The sequence below is a fragment of the Gammaproteobacteria bacterium genome, assembly GCA_016705365.1.
In the GTDB taxonomy this organism is placed as follows: domain Bacteria; phylum Pseudomonadota; class Gammaproteobacteria; order Pseudomonadales; family UBA5518; genus UBA5518.
The window spans coordinates 1,109,334-1,131,395 of the sequence record JADIYI010000008.1; the positions used below are offsets into that span (position 1 = coordinate 1,109,334).

The window sequence follows — 22,062 nt, forward strand, 5'->3', positions numbered from 1 at the left end:
CGGTCAGACTTCGCGAAATGCGCGCAGCAGCGAATCGTGGATCGGGCGCATGATGTATTGCAGCGCGGTACGCGATTGGGTCTGGATGTAGACCTCGGCCGCCATCCCCGGCTCGAGCGTGGTGATCTTCGCCTCGCCGAGCGAGTCGGCGTCCGGCACGATATGCACCTGGTAGTAGGCGCGGCCCTCCTGGTCGGCCAGCACATCGGGCGATATGTAGCTCACCTCGCCGCTCACCATCGGCGTGGTGCGATAGGGCAGGGCGCTGAAGCGGATATCCGCGTGCTGGCCGATATGCAACTGTTTGATCGCATCGAGCGGTGCCTGGGCCTCGATCAGCAGGTTCACATCCATGGGCACGATATCGAGCAGCGGTTCGCGCGGGCCGATGGTCGCGCCCTCGGTATGCACCCGCAACGCGATCACCTTGCCGTTCACCGGTGCCACGATGGATTGGCGCGCCAGCGCGTCGCTGGTCGGCAGCAGTCGCTCGCGCAGCTCCAGCATCGTGACACCGCTCTCCTTGAGTTCCTCGGCCGCCCGCCCCACGTATTCATCGCCAAGCGCGGCGATGCGCAGCCGCAGGTCATTGATACGCTGTTCGGCGCGCGAGATTTCCGCCTTGCGCTCCTCGGTGCGCGACTGGTATTCGGCCACCAGGCGCTTCTGGGCAAGGATGCGCACCTCGGCGATGTACTGCTTGTCGTGCAGGGCCTCGTAGCTGCCGAGTTCCTCGACCGCGAGGGCTTCGGCGGTGAGCTCGGTCTTGCGCTGGTCCGCGAGCGCGCGGATTTCGCGCTGTATCTCGACGATCTGCCCGTTGATCAGGCGGATCTGGTCGTCGAGCGAGTGGCGCCGGGTCTCGAACAAGGCGCGTTCGCGGGTCTGGAGTTCGGTGACATCGGCATCCGCGGCGCGCTCGCGCAGTTCCGCCGGAAAACTGATCTCGCGGTTCATGGTGGCCTCGGCGTGCAGCCGGGCCTGGCGCGCGAGCTGGGCATCCAGCGCGCTGCGCACGATGCCATACTGCGAGCTGACGGCGGCATCTTCGAGCTGGATCAGTGTCTGGCCGCGGGTCACGCTGTCACCGTCGCGCACCAGGATCGATTTCACGATTCCGCCCTCGTTGTGCTGCACCGTCTTGCGGTTGTTGGCAACCTTGACCAGCCCCCCGACCACGATGGCCCCATGCAGCGGGGCGGTCGCGCTCCAGATGGCGAGCCCGCCGAACACGATCAGGATGGTCAGCGCGCCGGTGCGTGCTATCCGCTTGACTTCAATCGACATGCAATGGATTCCGCTTCAGTGAGTCACTTGGCCTGGCGCATCGGCAGCACGCGCGCGAGCACTTCATCGCGCGGTCCGAATGCATCCATCAGCCCTTCGCGCAGCACCAGTATCCGGTCGATGTTCTCGAGCATCGAGGGGCGGTGGGTCACCAGCACCATGGTGATCCGGTCCTTGTGCATGCGTGCCACCACCTGCTGCAGGCAGGATTCGCCTTCACTGTCGAGATTCGCGCTCGGCTCGTCCAGCACCACCAGCCTGGGATTTCCGTACAGCGCGCGGGCCAGCCCGATGCGTTGCATCTGGCCACCCGACAGCACCACGTTACCGGTGCCGATCACGGTGTCATAACCCGCAGGCAGGCGCAGGATCATTTCGTGGGCGAGGGTATATTGCGCGGCCCTGACCACGGCATCGGAATCGACCTCGCCAAGGCGCGCAATATTCTCCGCGACGGTGCCCGGAAACAGCTCGACGGCCTGCGGCATATAACCGAGGTAGGGGCCGATATGGCCGCGGTCGAGGCGCGCGATATCGGCCCCGTCGAGGCGCACCGCGCCCGACGTGGGTGTCCAGATGCCGACCAGCAGGCGTGCAAGGCTGGATTTTCCCGATGCGCTCGGACCGATGATCGCAAGCGATTCGCCGGGCGCGAGTTCGAATGCCGCGCCGCGCAGGATCGGGCGGTCGGGGGACGCGCCCGCGAGCGTGACACGCTCGACCGTGAGGCGTCCCTGCGGTGCCGGCAGGCGCGTATCCGCCTTCAGCAGGCCGGGTTCGAGGTGCGGTCTGAGGCGGCCGAACGCCGCGCGCGCCTGCACCAGGTTGTTCCAGTTGGCCATCAGGCTCTCGAAGGGCGCGAGTGCCCGCCCGAGAATGATCGTGGCCGCGAGCATCACGCCCGGTGTCATGTGGGCGCCGACCACCAGGTAGGCGCCGGCGCACATCATCAGGATCTGCACCAGCTGGCGTATCACCTTGCTCAGGCTGGTGATGCGCCCCATGCGCTGACCGGTCTCTTCCTGCCCCTGCAGCACCGGGGCGTTGAGCCGCTCCCAGCGGTGCACGAAGCTCGCGGTCATGCCGAGCCCGTTCAGCACGTCGGAATTGCGCATCCCCTGGTCGATGAATTGCCCGGCGCGGCGTGCATCGACCTGGACTTTCTCGAGCTGGCCGCGGTTCAGCTTCTCGTTGCTCCAGGTCAGCGCGAACAGCGTCAGTACGCTGAGCAGCGCGATCACGCCCATCAGCGGGTGAAACAGGAAGATGAACGAGACGAAGAAAATGCCCCACGGCAGGTCGAACAGCGCGATGATGCTGGGGCCGCCGAGAAAATTGCGTAGCTGCGACACATCGCGCAGCCCGTGCACGTACTCGCCACGATTGACCTTCGAGGCGTTGGAAATCAATGCGCCTATCACCCGCTCGCCGAGCAGGCGGTCGATCATCGCGCCGGCGGTCAGCAACAGCAGCCCGCGCAGATAATCGAGCACGAGCAGGATTGCCAGCATCCCGATCGCGGCGATGGTGAGCATGGTCAGGGTCTCGACACTGCGGCTGACCAGCACCCGGTCGAAGACCTGGATCATGTACAGCGGCGGCACCAGCATCACCAGGTTGATGAAAAAGCTGAACAGCCCGGCATACAGGAAGTGGGTGCGGAACTGGCGGAAAAAACTCATCGGGGAAGCCTGGTCAATCGCTGCGGATCGGGTGTTGAAGGAAAGCCGCTCGCCCGGTGTAACGCCCCCGGCTGCCGCGAAGTATAGCCTCCATTGCCCGTTCGCACCCTGCGCCCGGGCGGGTTCGCCGGTATCAATCGCCGCCGCGCCGCGAGTCTTGATGCGCGCGCAGCGCCGCCAGGAACACCTCGCCGTAACGTGCCAGTTTGCGTTCGCCGACCCCCGGCAGGAGCGCCATCTGGCCCAGTTCCCGCGGCCGCTCGCGGCACATGGCCGCCAGGGTGCTGTCATGGAAGATCACGTAGGGCGGCACGCCCTGCTCGCTGGCCAGCAGGCGGCGACACTCGCGCAGCGCTTTCCAGAGTTGCGGATCGAGATCGCCGGGCACCGTGGTTCTCGCGGCCTTCGCCGCCCGCGGCGGAGCGCTGTCGCGGCGCAGTTCCAGCGACTCCTCGCCACGCAGCAGCGGGCGGCATCGTTCCTCGAGCTTCAGCGCGCCGAACGCGTCCATGTCGACCCGCAGATAACCGCGCGCCACCAGCTGGCGCAGCACCGAGCGCCATTGGTTGACGTCGAGCCCGGTGCCGAGCCCGTAGGTGGGGAGCGTATCGTGCCCGAACTGGCGGGCGCGTTCGCTGCCGCTGCCGCGCAGCACGTCGATCACATGGTTCACGCCGAAACGCTGGCCGGTGCGGAACACCGCGCTCAGCGCCATGCGCGCGGCCTCGCTGCCGTCCCAGGTCGCCACCGGCGACAGGCAGGTATCGCAGTTGTTGCAGGGTCCGCGGTAGGACTCGCCGAAGTAGTGCAGCAGCGCCTCGCGCCGGCAACTGGTGATCTCGCACAGGCCGAGCATCGCGTTCAGGCGCTGCTGTTCGGCGCGCCGGTGCCTCTCGTCGCCCTGCGATTGATCGAGCATCTGGCGCAGCTTGATCACGTCCTGCAGCCCGTAGATCAGCCAGGCGTTGGCGGGCAACCCGTCGCGGCCCGCGCGTCCGCTCTCCTGGTAATAGGACTCGATGGTCTTCGGCAGATCGAGATGCGCGACGAAGCGCACGTCGGGCTTGTCGATGCCCATGCCAAAGGCGATCGTGGCGACCACGATCACGCCCTCCTCGCGCAGGAATCGTGACTGGTTCGCGGCGCGCGTGGCGGCATCGAGGCCCGCGTGATAGGGCAGCGCGGTGAAGCCCTCGCCATTCAACCAGCCCGCCACGTCCTCGGTCTTCCTGCGTGACATGCAGTACACGATGCCCGCATCGCGCGGGTGTTCCAGCTTCAGGAAGCGCAGCAGCTGCTGGCGCGGGTTCTGCTTGAGCTCCATGCGGTAGCGGATGTTCGGGCGGTCGAAGCTGATCACGAACTGGCGCGCGGCACCGAGATCGAGCCGGGTCACGATATCGGCGCGGGTCCGCGCATCGGCGGTCGCGGTGAGCGCGATGCGCGGCACCGCGGGAAACTCGCGGTGCAGCAGGTCGAGCTGCAGGTAGTCGGCGCGGAAATCGTGACCCCACTGCGAGACGCAGTGGGCCTCGTCGATCGCGAACACCGCGACCGTCATGCGCGCGAGCAATTCGAGCATGCGTGGCTGCACCAGGCGTTCCGGTGCGATGTAGAGCAGATCGAGTGCGCCGTTCAGCGCCTGTTGCTCGACCGCGCGCGCGGCGGCGGCGCCGATGGTGGAATTGAGGTAACTCGCACGCACCCCGAGCTGGCGCATCGCATCGACCTGGTCCTGCATCAGCGCGATCAGCGGCGAGATCACCACCCCGCAGCCCGGGCGCACCAGCGCCGGTATCTGGTAGCACAGCGATTTGCCGCCGCCGGTCGGCATCAGCACCAGGGCGTCGCCGCCCGCGACCAGGGTATCGATGATGTCCTGCTGCGGGGGACGGAACGATGGGTAGCCGAAGACGCTATTGAGTATCTGCAGGGCGTTGTTCATGGGGCGGCATTATCGCCGATATGGACGGCCCGGCACTGCGCTTCATCGAGCGCAATTCCTCGTTTCGGGATGCCGGGCATGCATCCGGCACCCCGGGACGCTTCAGGGCTTGGCGGCGGCCTTGAGCTGCTGCTTCAGCACGGTCACATCCTCCTTGCTGACGGGGACGAACTTGCCGAGGCCGCACGATGCCCCCGGCATGTAAGCGCCGCCACCCGGGTTGAGCACCGTGATGATGTCGAGATCGCAGATTTCATTGAGCGAGGTGCGATGCAGGTAGGCGGTATTGCGGCTCAGGCCCGGGCACGGGTAGGGCAGGGTATTCAGATACAGCGTGCCGTTGCTCATCGTGAACACCATGTGGGAGCGATCGATCACCTCGCTCGACCTGATGCGCGAGAGGCTGATGCACGATTCGGGCTTTGCCGCCGACAGGTCGGCGTCTTCGGCATGAACGGCGCCGGCGAAGCAGGGCATTGCAAGAACAACGGCACCGATGGCGATTGTGAACCTGTCCACGACACGACTCCTTTGTTGCCTGCCACACGGTGTGTGGCTGCACGGTTTGATTTGCCTCGATGCCAGGAGTTCAGCATGCGCGGGCGTGATTATTTCCTGTCGGCTGATCCTGCGCCTGCCGGATTCAATGGCGCTCGGCGCGCCGCCCCTCCTGGCGGCTCACAGCTTGCCGAGGTACTCGGCGAAAACGCCGCGCAACTCCCGGCGTACCGCATCGAGCTTCGGCCGCTCGTCGCTGCCCCAGGGAATCGGGCGGCAGGCATCCATGGTGCGCAATCCGAGCCGCGCGGTGAGCAGGCCGGCACCGATGCCCTGGGCGACGCTGGTGGAAATCTTGCCGGTGATGCTGGCGCCCATCATCTCCATGCCGACTTCCGCCGCCACCTCGGCCGCGCCCGCATAAGCCATGTTGCGCAGTACCTGGCGCAGCAGTCCGATGCGGCCCCAGTAGCCGAGTTCGATGCCGTAGGCGGCCGTGACATCCTCGATCACCCGCAGATTGCGCCAGAAGATCAGCAGCATGTCGATCGCCGCGAACTGGCTGAACGCGATCATCACCGCGGTGTCTCCCGCCTGTTTCACGATCCCGCGCAACGCGCGACGATCGGGTTCGGCGAGCACCAGGCGGCTGTAGAGCTCCAGCACTTCACGGTTGTTGTGGGTTAGCTCGACCTGCCCTGCCCAGCTGCGATAACCGGCGCTCTCGCGCTGGCCACCCGCCTGCGCCAGCTCCTCGCAAAACCCCCGTGCCTGGCCGATTCCCTGGCGTGCCAGCATTTCGTCGGCACGGCTGCGCGCATCCTGGCGGTTGCGCATGCGGCGCAGTCGCTGCCACTCGCGTGTTGCCGCACCGGCACTGCCCGCCAGCACCAGGCTCCAGGCAAGGAACCAGGCGCCGCCGAGCACGGGCGACTCGCTGGCCATTTCCCACAGGTGGACTCCGAATTGCGCCAGCGCTACCGCACCCAGTGCCAGCAGCCCCGCGAACAGCACGCGATGACGGCGCGCAGGGCGTTGCGTGCCAGTGGTTGCCGGTGGCGGCAGGATGTCTTCGGCGGCAGGTTCCAGCACCCGGCGTGCGAGCGCCCCGGCGGCGGGAGGGGCGCGCACGGTCGCGACTTCTTCCAGCTCGATACGCGTTTTTATCTCCATCGCGGCACCCTCGTCACAGTTTGTCGCCGAGCAGGAAGTCGAGCGCGGCATCGAGCCGGATGTGCGGCATCGCCCGCCCGGGTTCCATGCGCGCGGGCCTGAACGCATCGAACGGTGCGCGGTGTTCCTGCCACCACTGCGGCGAGGGTATGGTGCGTGGCACCGCGCCGGGGTTGATGAACAGCGCCTCGCCATCGAGCGAGCAGCCCTTGATGCCGGCCACCTCCTGGCCCTGGAAGCGCCCGCTGCGCACCTCGGTCGCGCACACCGCGGCAAGCGCCATGCAGTCGGTGGCGATGCCCGCGAAACCGGCCTGGCCGCGCGCGCTCTGCACCATGTATTGCAACAGCGAGACGAGGTTGTCGTGCTGATCCGGGGTCACATGATCGGCCTTGCTGGCCACGAACAGCAGCTTGTCGATGCGCGGCGCGAACAGGCGCCGCCACCAGTTGCTCTTGCCGTAGGCAAAGCTCTCCATGATGCGGGCAATGGAGCGGCGCACATCCTCGAAACTCTCGGCGCCGGCATTCAGCGCCTGCAGGCAGTCGACCAGCACGATCTGCCGGTCGAAGCCCGAGAAATGCTCCTTGTAGAAGCCACGCACGAGGTGGCGCTTGTACTGCTCGAAGCGCTGGGCGAGCACGGCATAGAGGCTGCCTTCGGGCGCCGTTCCCGCGGGTTGCGTCCACACCCAGGGCACGAACTGCAGCATCGGCGCGCCGACGTGCTCTCCCGGCAGCACGAAGCGTCCGGGCTGGATCAGGTTCATGCCGAGACGCGTCTTGCAGGCCTGCAGGTAGGCGGTGTAGGCCGCGGCCAAGGCCGCGACCTGGCGCTCGTCGAACGCCTGCCCGGCGGTGAGGGGCTGCGCTTGCCATGGCGCGGCGAGTTCGCGCAGCACGGGGTTGCGCAGCGTGTCGCGGATCTGCGTGCTCCACTCGGCATAGTCGAGATCGAGCAGCGGCAGATCGAGCAGCCACTCGCCGGGGTAGTCGACAATATCGAGGTACAGGGTCGAAATTGCCGCCAGGCGGCGGCGGATGCTGCCGCTCGGGCGATAGCGGATCTCGAGGCGTATCTCGGCGACGCCGCGCGTCGGTTCCGGCCATTGCGGGGGGTCGCTGTACAGGGCCTCGATGCCCTTTTCATAGGGAAACGACGGGATGTGCGCGTTGAGCTGCATGACGCGGCGCGCGCCCAGCAGGCGCTGCTCGCGCGCCGCGCTCCACAGCGGCAGCCGCGCATCGGTGCAGGCGTGTTCGAGCTGGTTGACCAGCGCGGTGATGAACGCGGTCTTGCCGCTGCGCGAGAGGCCGGTGACGGCGAGGCGGACCTGGCGATCGAGGCCGCGGTCGATGACATCGCCGCTTCGGCGCTGCGCCGAGCTCAGGATCTGTTTCAGCGAAGCCATGCAGGTTCCAGGTGAAGGGTGCCGCTCGTCGGGACGCAGCGCGCATCTTCGCAGAATTTTCCGGAGTGTAAAAACCGCCGCCGTGGCGTGCGCAACGTGCCGCGCCCGCAGGCGTTGCGGTCATGGCAATGCACCCGTTCAGCCGGTATTGCGCATGCCGGCCGCGATCCCGGCGATGGTCACCATGATGGCCTGGTCGAACTGCTGCCCTTCGTGCCGACGCTCGCGATGCAGCAATTCGGCCTGGAGAAAATTCAGCGGATCGGTGTAGATGTTGCGCAACTGGATCGAGCGGCGAATCCATGGCTGGTCATCGAGCAGGCGCGGTGCGCCGGTCAGTGCGAGCACGGCCGTGATGTCGGCACCGAGCTGGGAGCGCAGCTGTGCGCCTATGCGCTTTAGCTTCTCGGGCACCAGGCATTCATCGTAATGGGCCGAGAGCCCGGCATCGGCCTTGATGAACACCATCTCCAGCATGGCGAGGCGGGTAGCGAAAAATGGCCAGCGCTGCGCCATTTCCTGCAACAATTCCCCCTGCCCGCGATCGAGGCTGGCGCGCAATGCCACTCCGGCGCCGAGCCAGGCGGGCAGCATCAGCCGGTTCTGGGTCCAGGCAAAGATCCACGGAATCGCCCGCAGGCTCTCTACACCACCGCCGCCCGCGCGCCGCGCGGGGCGCGATCCGAGCGGCAGCTTGGCGAGTTCCTGCACCGGCGTGGCATGAAGGAAATACTCGACGAAATCCGCCTCGCCCCTGAGCACCGCGCGATACGCGGCGCAGGATTCGGCCGCAAGGACGGACATCGCCTCGCGCCAGGCGGGTTCGGGTGCAGGCGGGTTGTGCAGGTTGGCCTTGCAGATCGCACTGGCATACAGGGCCAGGGTCTGGATCGCGAGCGGACCCAGGCCGAGCTTGGCGCGGATCATCTCGCCCTGCTCGGTGACACGCAGACCGGATTTCAGCGAACCGGGCGGTTGCGACAGCAGCGCCGCGTGCGCGGGCGCACCGCCACGGCCGATGGTGCCGCCACGACCATGAAACAGGGTCAGGTCCACGGCGTGCGCCGCGCACACCGCGAGCAACTCCTCCTGCGCCCGGTACTGCGCCCACGAAGCGGCGAGCACGCCGGCATCCTTGGCCGAATCCGAGTAGCCGATCATCACCATCAGGCGCCCGTCGATATGCGCGCGGTACCACTCGTTTGCGAGCAGTGTGGCGATCACCGCGCGCGCGTTGTCGAGATCGGCCAGGGTTTCGAACAGTGGTGCCACCGGGAGTTTCGTTTTGCAGCCGCTCGCCTTGAGCAGCAGGTGGACCGCGAGCACATCCGAGGGCTGTTTTGCCATCGAGATGACATAGGCGCCAAGCGCCGTCGGCTCCTGGCGCGCGATGACTTCACAGGTGGCAAGGACTTCGCGCGCCTCCGCGCCGGGCTCCCAGTCCGCCGGGATCAGCGGGCGGCGGCTCTGCAATTCCTGCAGCAAAAAGGCCTGGCGCGCCGCTTCGTCCCATTGCGCGTAATCGCCGATGCCGAGCCAACGGGTCAATTCCGCCAATACCGCGGTATGGCGGCTGCTGTCCTGGCGGATGTCGTGACGCAACAGGTGGACGCCGAAACAGCGCACGCGACGCAGCAGGTCGAGCAGCGCGCGTTCGGCGATGACCTCCATGCCGCAGGCCAGCATCGATTGGTAGCAGGCGGCGAGCGGCTCCCACAACTGCGCCTCGCGGACCAGGATGTCGCCGTGGGTGACGGCAACGCCGGCGAGTTGCTGGTTCAGGGCCATCAGGGTGCGTTTGAGCATGTCGCGCAGCGGCCGCAGCAGCGCGCGGTAGGGCTCGTGCGCTGCTGCGCCGACCTGCGCGCGCACGCGTTCATCGCACGCGCTCATCGACAATTCGTCGATCAGCCTGACCACATCCTTCAGGTACAGATCGGCCGCCTGCCAGCGGCTCAGCAGCAACACTTCCTCGGTGACCACGGCGGTGACGTTGGGGTTGCCATCACGATCGCCGCCCATCCACGACACGAATGACACCGGAGCCGCAGCGAGCGGCAGGCGGGCGCCATTGCAGCTCGCGGCCAGCGTCGTGTCGAGCCGGCGCAGGAACTGCGGCACCGCCTGCCACAACGAGTTCTCGAGCACCGCGAAGCCCCATTTTGCTTCCTCGACCGGGGTGGGCCGCTGCTGACGGAAATCGTAGCCATGCCAGATCTGGGCAATCAGCTCGCGCAGGCGGGCGTGAATCTGCTGGCGCTCGCGCTCGGTCAGCCCCTGCAATTCGAGCTGTCCCAGGCAGGCGGTGATTTCGCCGTGCTTGTGGATCAGCGTGCGCCGGGTGATTTCGGTGGGGTGCGCGGTCAGCACCAGCTCGATGCGCAGTGCATCCACCGTGGCGATGATCTGGCGCTGGCTGGCGCCGTTTTCGTGCAGTTCCCGAAAGGTGCCGGCCAGCATCTCGGAGGCCGAGAACAGCGGGTCCATCTCGCGGGAAATGGTGTGATGCTGGTCGGCGATATTGGCGAGATTCAGGAACTGGCTGAAGGCACGCGCCACCGGCACCAGCTGCCGGTCCTCGAGGTTGCGCAGAATGCCGAGCAGGGTCTTGTGCGCGTCGGCCTCGCCTTCGCGCGCCGCCTTTGACAACCGGCGGATCCGTTCGATCAGTTCGAGCAATGGCGGCCCTTCGGCCGCGGCGATGGTCTCGCCCAGCAGGCGGCCGAGAAAGCTGACATTGCTGCGCAGCGAGGAGTAGTCGGGCTGGTCGGAAATGCTGTCCATTGGCTTCGCCTGGTGCCTGCGCGAATTATGCCGGTGCGTCGCTCGTCGGGCGCAGTGATGCGGTCTTCATCGTAACAGGTCGGCGCCCGCGACGTCGTGGCCTTGAATCGTGTCGGCTGGTCGGTGATGGTTTATGGCGAGGCCGTTATGGGGGACAATGCCGCTTTCCGTGCATTCGGTTCCAGGCCATCGGCGCGCGGGCATCAGAATAAACAGGGGGTATCCGAGCCGGTATCAAGGCGGATTCTCTGGAACCATGGTTTTACGGAACAAAGAGACAGACGCGATATGATCCTGATGATCGACAACTACGACTCCTTCACCTGGAACGTGGTGCAGTACCTCGGCGAGCTCGGCGCCGAGGTGAAGGTGGTGCGCAACGACGAGATCGATCTCGAGGGCATTGCCGCGCTCGCTCCCGCGAAGATCGTGATCTCGCCCGGCCCCTGCACGCCAAACGAGGCGGGTGTGTCGCTCGCGGCGATCAGTCGCTTTGCGGGCCGGATACCGATTCTCGGCGTGTGCCTGGGGCATCAGTGCATCGGGCAGGCGTTTGGCGGGCGGATCGTGCGTGCCCGGCGCGTCATGCATGGCAAGACCTCGCAGATACACCATCGTGACGAGGGTGTGTTCCGCGGCCTCGCGAATCCCTTCCAGGCCACCCGCTATCACTCGCTGGTGATCGAGCAAAGCAGCTTGCCGCACTGCCTGGAAGTCACCGCGTGGACCGAGGACGATGGCGGCGGCATCGACGAGATCATGGGTGTGCGCCACCGCGAACTGGCGATCGAGGGGGTACAGTTTCATCCCGAATCGATCCTGACCGAGCATGGTCATGATCTGCTGGCCAATTTCCTCGGGGTCACGCGACCCCAGGCCGTGGGTTTGGTCTGAACGATGGATATACGCCAGGCGCTGGAGCGAATCGTTGCGCACATCGATCTCGAGCGCGCGGAGATGCGCGAGGTGATGCACGACGTGATGAGTGGCGGCTGCACCGATGCACAGATCGGGGCGCTGCTGCTGGGGCTGAGAATGAAGGGCGAATCCATCGACGAGATCACTGCCGCGGCCGAGGTGATGCGCGAGCTGGCGACCCCGGTGGTGGTCGATGTCGAGCCGCTGGTCGATGTGGTGGGTACCGGCGGTGACGGGGCCAACCTGTTCAATATTTCCACGGCCGCGGCCTTCGTGGTTGCGGCGGCCGGCGCCCATGTGGCCAAGCACGGCAACCGTGGCGTCTCGAGCGCCAGCGGCAGCGCCGATGTGCTGGAGCACCTGGGCGTGAAGATCGGCTTGCCCGCCGCAGTGGTGGCGCGTGGCATCCGCGAGCTGCGGGTCGGTTTCATGTTTGCACCGGCGCATCACGGTGCGATGCGCCACGCGATCGGTCCGCGGCGCGAGCTCGGGCTGCGCACCCTGTTCAATATCCTCGGGCCGCTGACCAATCCTGCCGCGGCACGGCGGATGCTGGTGGGGACCTTCAGCCGCGAACTGTGCCGCCCGATGGCCAAGGTGCTGGGCGAACTCGGTGCGGAGCATGTGCTGGTGGTGCACGCCGAGGATGGGCTCGACGAGATCAGCCTTGCGACGCGCACCCACGTGGTGGAGCTGCGCGGGGGTGTGATCAGCGAGCAGACCGTGACGCCGGAACAGCTCGGCATCGCCAGCCAGAGCCTGATCGGTCTCGAGGTGGGTTCGGCGGTGGAGTCGGCGGCGCTGATCCGTGATGCGCTGGGCAAACGGCGCGGAGCGCATGCGGCAAAAGCGGCGGATATCATCGCGTTGAATGCCGGCGCCGCGATCTATGTGAGCGGCGTTGCCACATCGATGCGCGCGGGCGTGGCGGTGGCGCACGATCTGATATACGCAGGCCTCGCGCTCGAGCGCATCGAAGCGCTGGCGAGCTTCTGCGAATGCCTGGAGGCCTGATGGGCGTCGCGACCATTCTTGAACGCATCCTCGAGCGCAAGCGTGAGGAAGTCGCCGTGCGCAGTGCGCAGCGCAGCGCGGAGCAATTGCGGGCGATATGTGCCGGGTTGGCGCCGGCCCGCGGGTTTGCCGACGCCCTCGCGACGTGCATTGTGCGCGGCGAGAGTGCGGTGATCGCGGAGATAAAAAAAGCCTCGCCGAGTCGCGGCCTGATCCGCGCGGATTTCGATCCGGTGGCGCTGGCGCGTTCCTATCAGCGTGGTGGTGCGGCGTGCCTGTCGGTGCTGACCGACGTGGATTTCTTTCAGGGGGCCGATGCATACCTGTGCGCGGCACGCGCCGCGGTGGATCTGCCGGTGCTGCGCAAGGACTTCGTGGTCGATGCCTGGCAGGTGCTCGAGGCGCGCACCCTCGAGGCCGACTGCATCCTGCTGATCGCGGCGGCATTTGCCGGGCAGCCGGCACGCATGGGCGAGCTCGCGGCGCTGGCGGCCGAACTCGGCATGGATGTGCTGGTGGAAGTTCACGATGCCGCTGAACTGGCGCTGGCGCTGGCGATTCCCGGGCGCCTGATCGGCATCAACAATCGCAACCTGCACAGCTTCGAGACGTCGCTCGATACCACCTACGGCCTGCTCGACGGTATTCCGCCGGAGCGGATCGTGATAACCGAAAGCGGTATCGCTACCGCCGGGGATGTACGCGCGATGCGCAAGCGCGGTGTGAACGCCTTCCTGGTCGGTGAAAGCCTGATGCGCGCGCCGGATCCGGGCGCGCGTTTGCGGGAGCTGTTCGGCCGCTAGCGGGTGCCGAACACGACCATGGTCTTGCCTTTTACGTCGACGAGTCCCTGGTCCTCGAGGGTCTTGAGCACCCTTCCGACCATTTCCCGCGAGCAGCCGACGATGCGCCCGATTTCCTGGCGCGTGATCTTGATCTGCATCCCGTCGGGGTGGGTCATCGCATCGGGTTGCTTGCACAGATCGAGCAGGGTGCGGGCAACGCGGCCCGCGACATCGAGAAATGCGAGATCGCCGACCTTGCGGGTGGTGAAGCGCAGGCGGTCGGCCATCTGGGAGCCGAGTTCGAACAGGATCTCGGGCTGCTTCTCGCTCAGCTCACGGAATTTTGCATAGCTGATTTCGCCGACGTGGCATTCGCTCTTGGCGCGTACCCAGGCGCTGCGCCGCTCTTCGCCGTTGAACAGGCCCATCTCCCCGAAGAAATCGCCGGCGTTGAGATAGGCGACGATCATCTCCTTGCCTTCGTCGTCCTCGATCAGCACGGTGACCGAACCTTTTATGAGATAAAACAGGCTGTCGCCCCGGTCGCCGGCACATATGATGGTGCTGCGGGCGGGGAAGCGGCGGCGATGGCAATGGGTGAGAAAGCCGTCGAGATTCCTGATGCGTGGGGCAAGCGACATGGTCAGCACGGGCATCACCTCGAATACGGAGCCGGGAGTTACTCCGAGATAATAGTACGGTGACAGCGCTTTGCCACGCGCCACCCGCGGGATGGCGGTCGCGGCACCTGAATTGCTAAGCTGCGCGGCCTTGCACAATTGCCGATCGACGACAGGGAAATGCGATGAAGGGAACGGTGACGTGGATGAGCGGGAGAGCCTTTGTCGGTGAATCCGGCAGCGGACATGCGGTGGTGATGGACGGCCCGCCCGATGCCGGCGGGCGCAACATCGGCGTGCGCCCGATGGAGATGCTGCTGCTCGGCGTGGGCGGTTGCTCGGCTTACGACGTGATCAGCATCCTGGAGAAATCGCGCCAGAAAGTGCGCGATTGCCGGGTGGACCTGAGCGCCGAGCGCGCCGATGCGATCCCCGCGGTGTTCACCAGCATCCACCTGCACTTCGTGGTCTCGGGCATCGATCTCAATCCCCGGCAGGTGGAGCGCGCGGTGCAGATGTCGGCGGAGAAATACTGCTCGGCCTCGATCATGCTCGGCAAGGCAGGGGTGGAACTCACCCATGATTTCGAGATCGTCGCGCAGGCCTGAGCCGGTCGGGGCAGTGGCTATACCCGGTAGGTAGATGCGGTCATCAGCCGGGATACCAGGCGCATCAACTCCTTCAGCTGGGGCGGGAAATCCTCTCCGCCGGACTCCAGCGCCAGCGTGGCGTGGCGCGCCTCGTCGGCCAGCATATGCTCGAGGATGGCGCGGCTGCGCTGATCCGCGACCGGGAGTTGCTCGAGATGATCGCGCAGGTGGGCGCAGACCTGCTCCTCGGTCGCCGCGACGAATCCCAGGCTCCAGCGGTCGCCGATCGCGCCGGCGAGCGCGCCGAGGCCAAACGACATCCCGTAGAACAGCGGGTTCAGCACGCTGGTATGACTGTCGAGTTCGTGTACCCGCTGCTCGCACCAGGCAAGATGATCGATCTCCTCGGCCGCGGCCTGCTCCATGCTGTTGCGCACGGTATCGAGCTTGGCGGTCAGCGCCTGGCCCTGGTAGAGCGCTTGTGCGCACACCTCGCCGGTGTGGTTGATGCGCATCAGCCCCGCGACATGGCGCCGTTGTTCGGCATCGAGCGCCGCGGCGTCGAGTTCGGCTCCCGGGTTGGCGCGCCCGGGCACCGGCGCCTCGCCGGTGGCGGCGCGGCGCGCGCGATCGAGTCCGATCACGAGATGGTCAACGAGCGAAAGCTTGCGGTTCATCTGGATGGCGCCGGGTGTTCTTCATTGTCCGGATTCTAAAGCGCGGGCGGCGCACCCGCCAAATCGCCGCACCGGGTATGATCGGCTTTCTTCAGCGCGGAGCAGCAAACGATGAGCGAGATGGCACCGCCCGAACCGGGCCCGGGCCGAGCAACGGGTGGTGCGCCCGGGCACGGTGGCGACTTCCAGGACCTGCGGCTGCTGATCCGCTCCAATGTGCCGTTGCTGGTGGCCGAGACCCATGACGAGAGCCGGGCCCTGGAGATGCTGACCCGTGTCGCGGTGAAGGAAGCGCTGCCGCTGTTCTGCTGGTCGGCGACCGACGGATTGCAGCGGCTCGGCTTTGGCGAGCTGCCCGCGAAGGATTCCCTGCTCGAACCCGATGCGGTGCTCGGTGCCGTGAAGGCGCAGCGCGAGGCGGGACTGTACGTGCTGTGCGATATGCATCCCTATCTCGGCGATCCGCGGGTGGTGCGCCTGCTCAAGGATATTGCGCTGCGCTATCGCGAGATCGGGCACACGCTGGTGTTGCTGAGCTACCGGGTCGATATTCCGCCGGAACTGCGCCGCCTCGCGGCCAAGGTCGAGCTGTCGTTGCCCGATGAGGAGGAGATCATGACCATCGTGCGCGAGGAAGCAAAGCGCTGGCAGGAGGCGAGCGGCGGCAAGCGGGTCAAGACCGACAGCCGCACGCTGGGGCAGCTCACCCGCAGCCTGCGCGGGCTCACCCACTCCGACTGCCGGCGCCTGGTGCGGGGTGCGATCTTCGAGGACGGCAGCATCGATGAATCCAACCTGCCGGAAATCAACCGCGCCAAGTTCGAGCTGATGAATCTCGACGGCGTGCTGAGTTTCGAGTATCGCACCGAGCGCTTCGCGAACGTTGCCGGGATGAAGCGTCTGCGCGCCTGGCTCGAGAAGCGGCGCGCGGCCGCGGTGAGCAGCAACCCGGCTGCCGCGCTGGATCGCCCGAAGGGCGTGTTGCTGCTCGGCGTGCAGGGGGCGGGCAAGAGCCTCACCGCGCGCGCGGTGGCCGGCGCCTGGGGGGTGCCGCTGCTGCGCCTCGACATGGGCGCGCTGTACAACAAGTACATCGGCGAGACCGAGCGCAACCTGCGCGAGTCTTTGCGCTCGGCCGAGCTGATGGCGCCCTGCGTGCTGTGGATGGACGAAATCGAGAAAGGCATCGGCGCGGCCGACTCCGACGAGGGCACCTCGCGGCGGGTGCTCGGCAGCCTGCTCACCTGGATGGCCGAACAACGTGACGGGGTATTCGTCGTGGCGACCGCCAACGATGTGTCCGCGCTGCCACCCGAGCTGATGCGCAAGGGCCGTTTCGACGAAATATTCTTTGTCGATCTGCCCGACCAGGAAACGCGGGCGGAAATCTTCCGGATCCAGCTCGCGCGCCGCTCGCTCGAGCTCGCGGGTATCGATACCGCGGCGCTCGCCGCGCAGAGCGACGGATTTTCCGGGGCCGAGATCGAGCAGGTGGTGGTCAGCGCACTGTATCGCGCGGCCGCCGAGCAGGCGCCGCTCTGTACGGCGCACCTGGGCGCCGAGATCCGTGCCACCGTGCCGCTGGCGGTGACCATGGCGGAACGCGTGCAGGCGCTGCGCAGCTGGGCGCAAACCCGTACGGTGCCGGCGAACTGAGCGCCCGGGAACCGGCGATGAACAACGAACCACATGCTTTTTCCAGCGCGCAGCTGGTCTATCTTTGGCTCGCCGCGCTGTTCATCGCCTCGTTGCTGATCGCCGATATCGTCGGTATCAAGCTGTTCCGGATACCGCTGCCGTTCACGGTGCTGGGTTTCGATGCGATCGAGCATACCTGCGGGATGCTGACCTTCCCGGTGACCTTTCTGCTCACCGACCTGATCAACGAATACTTCGGGCCGCGCGCCGCACGCCGCCTTACCTATATCGCGCTGGTTGCCGCGGTTTTTGTCTTCATCGTGATGAACATCGCCCAGGCCATGCCCTATCTCGATGCCCCCTACAATGTGCGCAAGGACCAGTTCGACGCGATCTTCGGTTCGGCCAAGATCATGTATATCGCCTCGCTGGTGGCTTACCTGGTCGGGCAGCTGAGCGATATCGCGGTATTCGGTTTCTTCAAGCGCCTCACCGGGGAGCGCCTGGTGTGGCTGCGGGCCACCGGCAGCACCGTGATCTCGCAGTTCATCGACTCGTTCATCGTCAGCTACCTGGCGTTTTCCCTCGGGCGCCAGCTGTTTGCCGATCCGGCCAATCCGCCGGCACCGGTCGAGGCGATTCCGGCGATCGCGATCACCGGTTACGCGCTGAAGTTCGTGATCGCGATCGCGATCACGCCGCTGATCTACCTGGGGCGCTACCTGATGCGGCGCTGCTTCGGCCTGGTGCCGGCCTGAGCCAGGACGAGGCGCAACAGGTTCAGCAGGCGTTCAGCAGCACGCGCGGCATGTGCGGCTTGCGGCGGACAAGTGTATCGGAGGGGAGTTCGCCGAATTCGGCCCGATAGGCAGAAGCGAATCGCGCCAGGTGCCAGAACCCGTTTTCGTGGGCGACGCGCGTTACCGATGTCGCTTCAGCGCCGTCGACGGCCAGCAGGTGCCGTCGCGCGGCGTGCAGGCGTTGCAGTCGCAGGTAAGCCATTGGTGCCATGTCGAAAGTGTCGTGAAAAGCGTACTCCAGGGTGCGCTGGCTGGTGCCGATCGTCGCGGCCAGCTCGGGTATCGTTACAACCGGTTCCTGCTGCGCGCGAAGATAGTCGAGCGCGCGTTCGACAACGCGTCTGCGGGTCGACAGCGGTGGTCGAAGTCGCCCCCCCGGAAGCGCCCGCAGGGACAGCGCAACATGCTGCAGCAGTTGCTCGCCGAGACAGCGAATCACTGCCGGGCTGTGCATCATCGAGCCATGTTGCAGCGCCGCATTCAGCACGTCCTGCATCCATGCTGCAAAGCAGGTGGCGGTCCGTGGCGAGGACGGGACGAGGTTGGCGCTGGTGCGACGCCGGCATTCGGCCAGGAGTTCCTCGGGCAGGCCGTCGCGCAGGGCTTCGAAGTTCACGAGTACCATGAAGTGGGCCTGCCCGGCTTCGAAGCGGGCCTCGACGCTGGTCGGGGGCGTCATGGAAATGCCGTTCTTCGGCAGGGGGCGCTTCCAGTGCGTGGATCCGTCCACGGTACGGATGGGGACCATGAACACCTGCATGTTGGACGGCGAGAGGCCGACGAGCCTGGTGGAATAGCGGTAGCTCTCGCGATAAAAGCTGAACAGGGGCGTGGTGACGTACTGGAATGCGTAGCGATAAGGTCCCGGATCGACCGGAGCGATGATCAGATCCCATGGCTGCACCATGCGTTCATGAATGTTCGGATCGTCAACGATTTCATCGCCGCTTGCGCCTGCAGCGAACGGCCCGAGTGCAGCGGTCCCGGCGCCATATGGCAGTGATCCTTGCACCGGCTCTCCCGTTTGTTGCGATTTATGGATAGTCAGTTCACGGCACGGTTTTTATAGTAACGAAGTCTTCGCTCCCTGCGCCAGCCAGCGCGTGCATGCGTATCGGCATGGCAGGAGCGGGCCCGGACATTTCAGATCGGGCACACGGGCAAGCGGAGCCGATCGAATGCAGGTTCCCATCACGATGATTCAGGTAGAGGCACATATGAGCCCTGGTTTCCTTTCTGGCGCGAACCTGGCCGCAGGCAGGCGATTCGCCGCGTATCTTGTCGCAGGGTTTGCTCTGTTGCCGGGACCGGTCGCGGCCGAGGAAGGCGGATCCGGACACTACATGCCGGGCTCGATGTCTTCGTTCATCGATTCGGTTCCGCCCAGGGAAACCTTCCTGATGCGGCTCAATGTCCTCAATTACACGGGCTCGGCTGCCAAGAGCGTGGCGATTCCCATCGCCGGACGCTCGGCGCTCGGCGCCGATGCCGATTCGTGGGGCTATGGGTTGACCTTTGCGTGGCGGCCCGCGATCGACCTCGGTGAGCGCTGGAGCTACGCGGTCAGCGCCACCATTCCGTATGTCACGATGGAGGTTTCGGCCGATGTCGATGTGACGGCGCCAGGGGGCGCGCCACGCACGATCAAGGTGTCCGATCGCGAAACCGGGCTCGGTGATATCGTGCTGCAGCCACTGATGCTCAACTATCACGTCAGTCCGGACTTCAGCATGAATTTCCGGGTTACTGCCTATGCGCCCACCGGCGGCTACAAGGTCGGGCGCCTCGCCAACACCGGCAAGAACTTCTGGACCGTCGAGCCGACGCTGGCGTTGATGTATTTCGGCCAGAAGAACGGCATCGAGGCGTCGCTGTTCATCGGTGCCGACTTCAACGAGGAAAACTCCGACACCAATTACGAGTCGGGTACCCAGGGTCACCTGGACGGCACCCTCGCGCAGCATTTTCCGCTGGCCGGCGGCCTCGCCGGGGTGGGGGTGTCCGGTTACTACTACGAGCAGCTGAGCGCCGACCGCGGCGATGGCGCGACCTTCGGCGATTTCGAGGCCAAGACGGTTGGCGCGGGACCGGTGCTTTCCTACGTGACCAAGGCGGGTTGCAACGACCTGGTCGCCGAGCTCAAGTGGCTGCACGAGTTCGATACCGAGCGCCGCCTCGAGGGCGATACCGTATTCCTGAAGGTGATGTACAAGTTTTACTGAGCCGGCGCGCCGGGCGTTTGCGGATGGCGGTTGATAACGGGGTCGCAGGGCGTTCCCGGGATCTATGACTTTTTGCGGAGGAGTCGATATGCAATTCGCTACAGGCAACTATCCTGCTGGTGCGAGTGTCCGGATCTGCACCGCGATGATTGCGCTGTTTGCCACGGCATGCTCGCCGCCGCCAGGGGACGACGAGGCGTCGGAGACTGCGGCATCGCAAGTGACAGCGCCGGTCACGGCGCACACCGAGCCGGCGCCAGTCGTGGATTCCAACCCGCTGCGCAATGCCTACTTTGGCGAAACGCATCTTCATACCGCCTATTCTCTCGACGCCTATATCGGCGGGGCGCGGCTCACTCCGGCTGATGCCTACCGTTTCGCGAAGGGCGAAGCGGTGGAGGCGCTCGGCCAGGGCAATCGCATCAGCAAGCCGCTCGATTTTGCCGCGGTCACCGATCATGCGGAGTATCTCGGCGAGATGCAGTCCACGATGGTCGAAGGCACGCCGGGTCACGATCAGGAGTTGCTGCAGCAGTTGCGTGCGTTGACCGACGAGAACGAACGGCGGCAGTGGTTCCTCAAGTACGTGATCATGAATACCCGGGGCGACAAGCCGCAGCATCCGCCGTTCTATGCAGGCCCCGAGACCACGAAGAGCGCCTGGAAGGTCACGCTCGATGCGGCCGAGCAGCACAACGATCCGGGCCGCTTCACCGCGCTGGTCGCATTCGAGTGGAGCTCGGCGCCCAAGGGGGCAAATCTGCACCGCAACGTGATCTTCCGCGGCGCGCAGGTGCCCGATTTGCCGGTGAGTTCGTTCGAGGTTCCGCGCGAGGAAGCCTTGTGGGAGTGGCTGGGCGGTCTCGAGAAACAGGGAATCAACGTGCTGGCGATTCCGCACAACTCCAATGCCAGCAAGGGATTGATGTTCGCCGACACGAACTCCAGGGGCGAGCCTTTGGACCTGGGCTATGCCGAGCAGCGTGCGCATTTCGAGCCCCTGATCGAGATGATGCAGGTCAAGGGCAATTCGGAGGTCCATCGCAAGTTCTGGCCCGCCGACGAGTTTGCCGATTTCGAGAACGCCGATTCGCTGGCGAAATTCAGCGAGCGCGTCATCGAGAAGCGCAATTTCGTCCGCGCAGGCGTGACCAGTGGTCTTGCCTGGGAGCAGAAGCTGGGTGCCAACCCCTACAAGCTCGGTTTTGTCGGTGGCACCGACAGCCATAACGGCATGCCCGGCGATGTCGAGGAATACGATTGGCCGGGCGGCCATGGCCTGGAGGATGGCTCGCCGGCAAGACGGCAAGGCGCCGAGGTGGGTGGATGGCTCGAAGCGAAGGATCTGAACCCGGGGGCGCTGACCGGCGTGTGGGCCGAGTCGAATACCCGCGATTCGATCTGGGACGCGATGAAGCGCCGCGAAACCTTTGCGACCAGCGGCACGCGCCTCAGGGTGCGTTTCTTCGGCGGCTGGGATTTTCCGCAGGACCTCACCGGCCAACCCGACATGCTGCAACGGGCCTATGCCGGTGGCGTGCCGATGGGTGGCGATCTTCAACCATCCAAACAGGCTTCCACACCGCGTTTCGTGGTGTGGGCGGTCAAGGATCCTGACGGCGCCAATCTCGATCGCATCCAGCTCATCAAGACCTGGGTGGATGCGGATGGCGAGCCGCACGAGACGATCCATGATGTCGTCTGGAGTGAGCCCGAGACCCGGGTGCGGGGGGTGGACGGCAAGCTGCCACCGGTCGGCAACAGCGTCGACCTGGGCAACGCGAGCTACCGGAACACCATCGGTGCAGCGGAGCTGTCAGCCGTCTGGAGCGATCCCGAATTCGACCCGGCGCGACACGCTCTCTACTACATCCGGGTGCTGGAGATCCCGACCCCGCGCTGGAGTACCCACGACGCGGTCAAGGCCGGACTGGAGTTGCTGGACAATGTGCCGGCAACGGTGCAGGAGCGCGCCTGGAGTTCTCCGATCTGGTATCCGCCGGCGCCGTGAGAGGCCT

At 65.8% G+C, this 22,062-nt stretch carries 18 protein-coding genes; 8 read left to right on the top strand and 10 right to left on the bottom strand.

Features of this window, described 5'->3' with window-relative positions:
• Nucleotides 1-3: 3 nt before the first annotated feature.
• The 7 genes from IPF49_12770 to ppc form a co-directional block, all read right to left on the bottom strand.
• Nucleotides 4-1,287, bottom strand: a complete 1,284-nt coding sequence (locus IPF49_12770) for an HlyD family type I secretion periplasmic adaptor subunit (GenBank protein ID MBK6288480.1) — start codon at nucleotides 1,285-1,287, stop codon at nucleotides 4-6.
• A gap of 23 nt (nucleotides 1,288-1,310) precedes the next feature.
• Nucleotides 1,311-2,969 carry a type I secretion system permease/ATPase gene (locus tag IPF49_12775; GenBank protein ID MBK6288481.1) on the bottom strand — a complete coding sequence of 553 codons (1,659 nt, stop codon included), beginning with the start codon at nucleotides 2,967-2,969 and terminating at the stop codon, nucleotides 1,311-1,313.
• Nucleotides 2,970-3,102: 133 nt separating this feature from the next.
• Entirely contained in the window at nucleotides 3,103-4,914 is a 1,812-nt protein-coding gene (gene recQ, locus IPF49_12780; protein ID MBK6288482.1) for a DNA helicase RecQ, read from the bottom strand.
• A gap of 102 nt (nucleotides 4,915-5,016) precedes the next feature.
• A complete protein-coding gene (locus IPF49_12785; GenBank protein ID MBK6288483.1) occupies nucleotides 5,017-5,433 on the bottom strand; it encodes a hypothetical protein in 417 nt (138 codons plus the stop codon).
• Nucleotides 5,434-5,592: 159 nt separating this feature from the next.
• Nucleotides 5,593-6,585: a TIGR01620 family protein gene (locus tag IPF49_12790; protein MBK6288484.1), complete on the bottom strand. Its 993-nt coding sequence runs from the start codon at nucleotides 6,583-6,585 to the stop codon at nucleotides 5,593-5,595.
• A 13-nt stretch (nucleotides 6,586-6,598) separates the two neighbouring features.
• Nucleotides 6,599-7,996, bottom strand: coding sequence for a YcjX family protein (locus tag IPF49_12795; GenBank protein MBK6288485.1), 1,398 nt, complete (start codon nucleotides 7,994-7,996; stop codon nucleotides 6,599-6,601).
• 138 nt (nucleotides 7,997-8,134) lie between these two features.
• On the bottom strand, nucleotides 8,135-10,771 hold the full coding sequence (gene ppc / locus IPF49_12800; protein ID MBK6288486.1) for a phosphoenolpyruvate carboxylase: 2,637 nt from the start codon (nucleotides 10,769-10,771) through the stop codon (nucleotides 8,135-8,137).
• Nucleotides 10,772-11,068: 297 nt separating this feature from the next.
• Here ppc and IPF49_12805 point away from each other — a divergent pair, with 297 nt between their 5' ends.
• The 3 genes from IPF49_12805 to trpC are packed head-to-tail and all read left to right on the top strand — an operon-like array spanning nucleotide 11,069 to nucleotide 13,515.
• On the top strand, nucleotides 11,069-11,674 hold the full coding sequence (locus IPF49_12805; GenBank protein MBK6288487.1) for an aminodeoxychorismate/anthranilate synthase component II: 606 nt from the start codon (nucleotides 11,069-11,071) through the stop codon (nucleotides 11,672-11,674).
• Nucleotides 11,675-11,677: 3 nt separating this feature from the next.
• Nucleotides 11,678-12,712 (top strand): anthranilate phosphoribosyltransferase, encoded by a 1,035-nt coding sequence (trpD, locus tag IPF49_12810; protein MBK6288488.1) that lies wholly within the window; start codon nucleotides 11,678-11,680, stop codon nucleotides 12,710-12,712.
• Nucleotides 12,712-13,515 (top strand): indole-3-glycerol phosphate synthase TrpC, encoded by an 804-nt coding sequence (trpC, locus tag IPF49_12815; GenBank protein ID MBK6288489.1) that lies wholly within the window; start codon nucleotides 12,712-12,714, stop codon nucleotides 13,513-13,515. Before trpD ends, trpC begins: the two co-directional genes overlap by 1 nt.
• On the opposite strand, the gene crp is transcribed toward trpC, so the two are convergent.
• Nucleotides 13,512-14,147 carry a cAMP-activated global transcriptional regulator CRP gene (crp, locus tag IPF49_12820; GenBank protein ID MBK6288490.1) on the bottom strand — a complete coding sequence of 212 codons (636 nt, stop codon included), beginning with the start codon at nucleotides 14,145-14,147 and terminating at the stop codon, nucleotides 13,512-13,514. The genes trpC and crp overlap by 4 nt on opposite strands.
• Before the next feature lie 155 nt (nucleotides 14,148-14,302).
• Between crp and IPF49_12825 the strand changes: the two genes are divergently transcribed.
• The gene (locus tag IPF49_12825) at nucleotides 14,303-14,725 is read left to right on the top strand and encodes an OsmC family protein (GenBank protein ID MBK6288491.1); all 423 of its coding nucleotides are present in this window, start codon (nucleotides 14,303-14,305) and stop codon (nucleotides 14,723-14,725) included.
• 17 nt (nucleotides 14,726-14,742) lie between these two features.
• On the opposite strand, the gene coq7 is transcribed toward IPF49_12825, so the two are convergent.
• Entirely contained in the window at nucleotides 14,743-15,384 is a 642-nt protein-coding gene (gene coq7 / locus IPF49_12830) for a 2-polyprenyl-3-methyl-6-methoxy-1,4-benzoquinone monooxygenase (protein ID MBK6288492.1), read from the bottom strand.
• A 120-nt stretch (nucleotides 15,385-15,504) separates the two neighbouring features.
• Here coq7 and IPF49_12835 point away from each other — a divergent pair, with 120 nt between their 5' ends.
• A complete protein-coding gene (locus IPF49_12835) occupies nucleotides 15,505-17,040 on the top strand; it encodes an AAA family ATPase (GenBank protein ID MBK6288493.1) in 1,536 nt (511 codons plus the stop codon).
• Nucleotides 17,041-17,057: 17 nt separating this feature from the next.
• Nucleotides 17,058-17,780: a queuosine precursor transporter gene (locus IPF49_12840; protein MBK6288494.1), complete on the top strand. Its 723-nt coding sequence runs from the start codon at nucleotides 17,058-17,060 to the stop codon at nucleotides 17,778-17,780.
• A gap of 22 nt (nucleotides 17,781-17,802) precedes the next feature.
• Here the strand turns inward: IPF49_12840 and IPF49_12845 are convergent, their stop codons facing one another.
• Nucleotides 17,803-18,834, bottom strand: coding sequence for a helix-turn-helix domain-containing protein (locus IPF49_12845; protein ID MBK6288495.1), 1,032 nt, complete (start codon nucleotides 18,832-18,834; stop codon nucleotides 17,803-17,805).
• A gap of 205 nt (nucleotides 18,835-19,039) precedes the next feature.
• On the opposite strand from IPF49_12845, the gene IPF49_12850 reads away from it, so the two are divergent.
• Together IPF49_12850 and IPF49_12855 are read left to right on the top strand one after the other, a co-directional pair.
• Entirely contained in the window at nucleotides 19,040-20,044 is a 1,005-nt protein-coding gene (locus IPF49_12850; GenBank protein MBK6288496.1) for a transporter, read from the top strand.
• A gap of 145 nt (nucleotides 20,045-20,189) precedes the next feature.
• Nucleotides 20,190-22,055 carry a DUF3604 domain-containing protein gene (locus IPF49_12855; GenBank protein ID MBK6288497.1) on the top strand — a complete coding sequence of 622 codons (1,866 nt, stop codon included), beginning with the start codon at nucleotides 20,190-20,192 and terminating at the stop codon, nucleotides 22,053-22,055.
• Nucleotides 22,056-22,062: the final 7 nt, after the last annotated feature.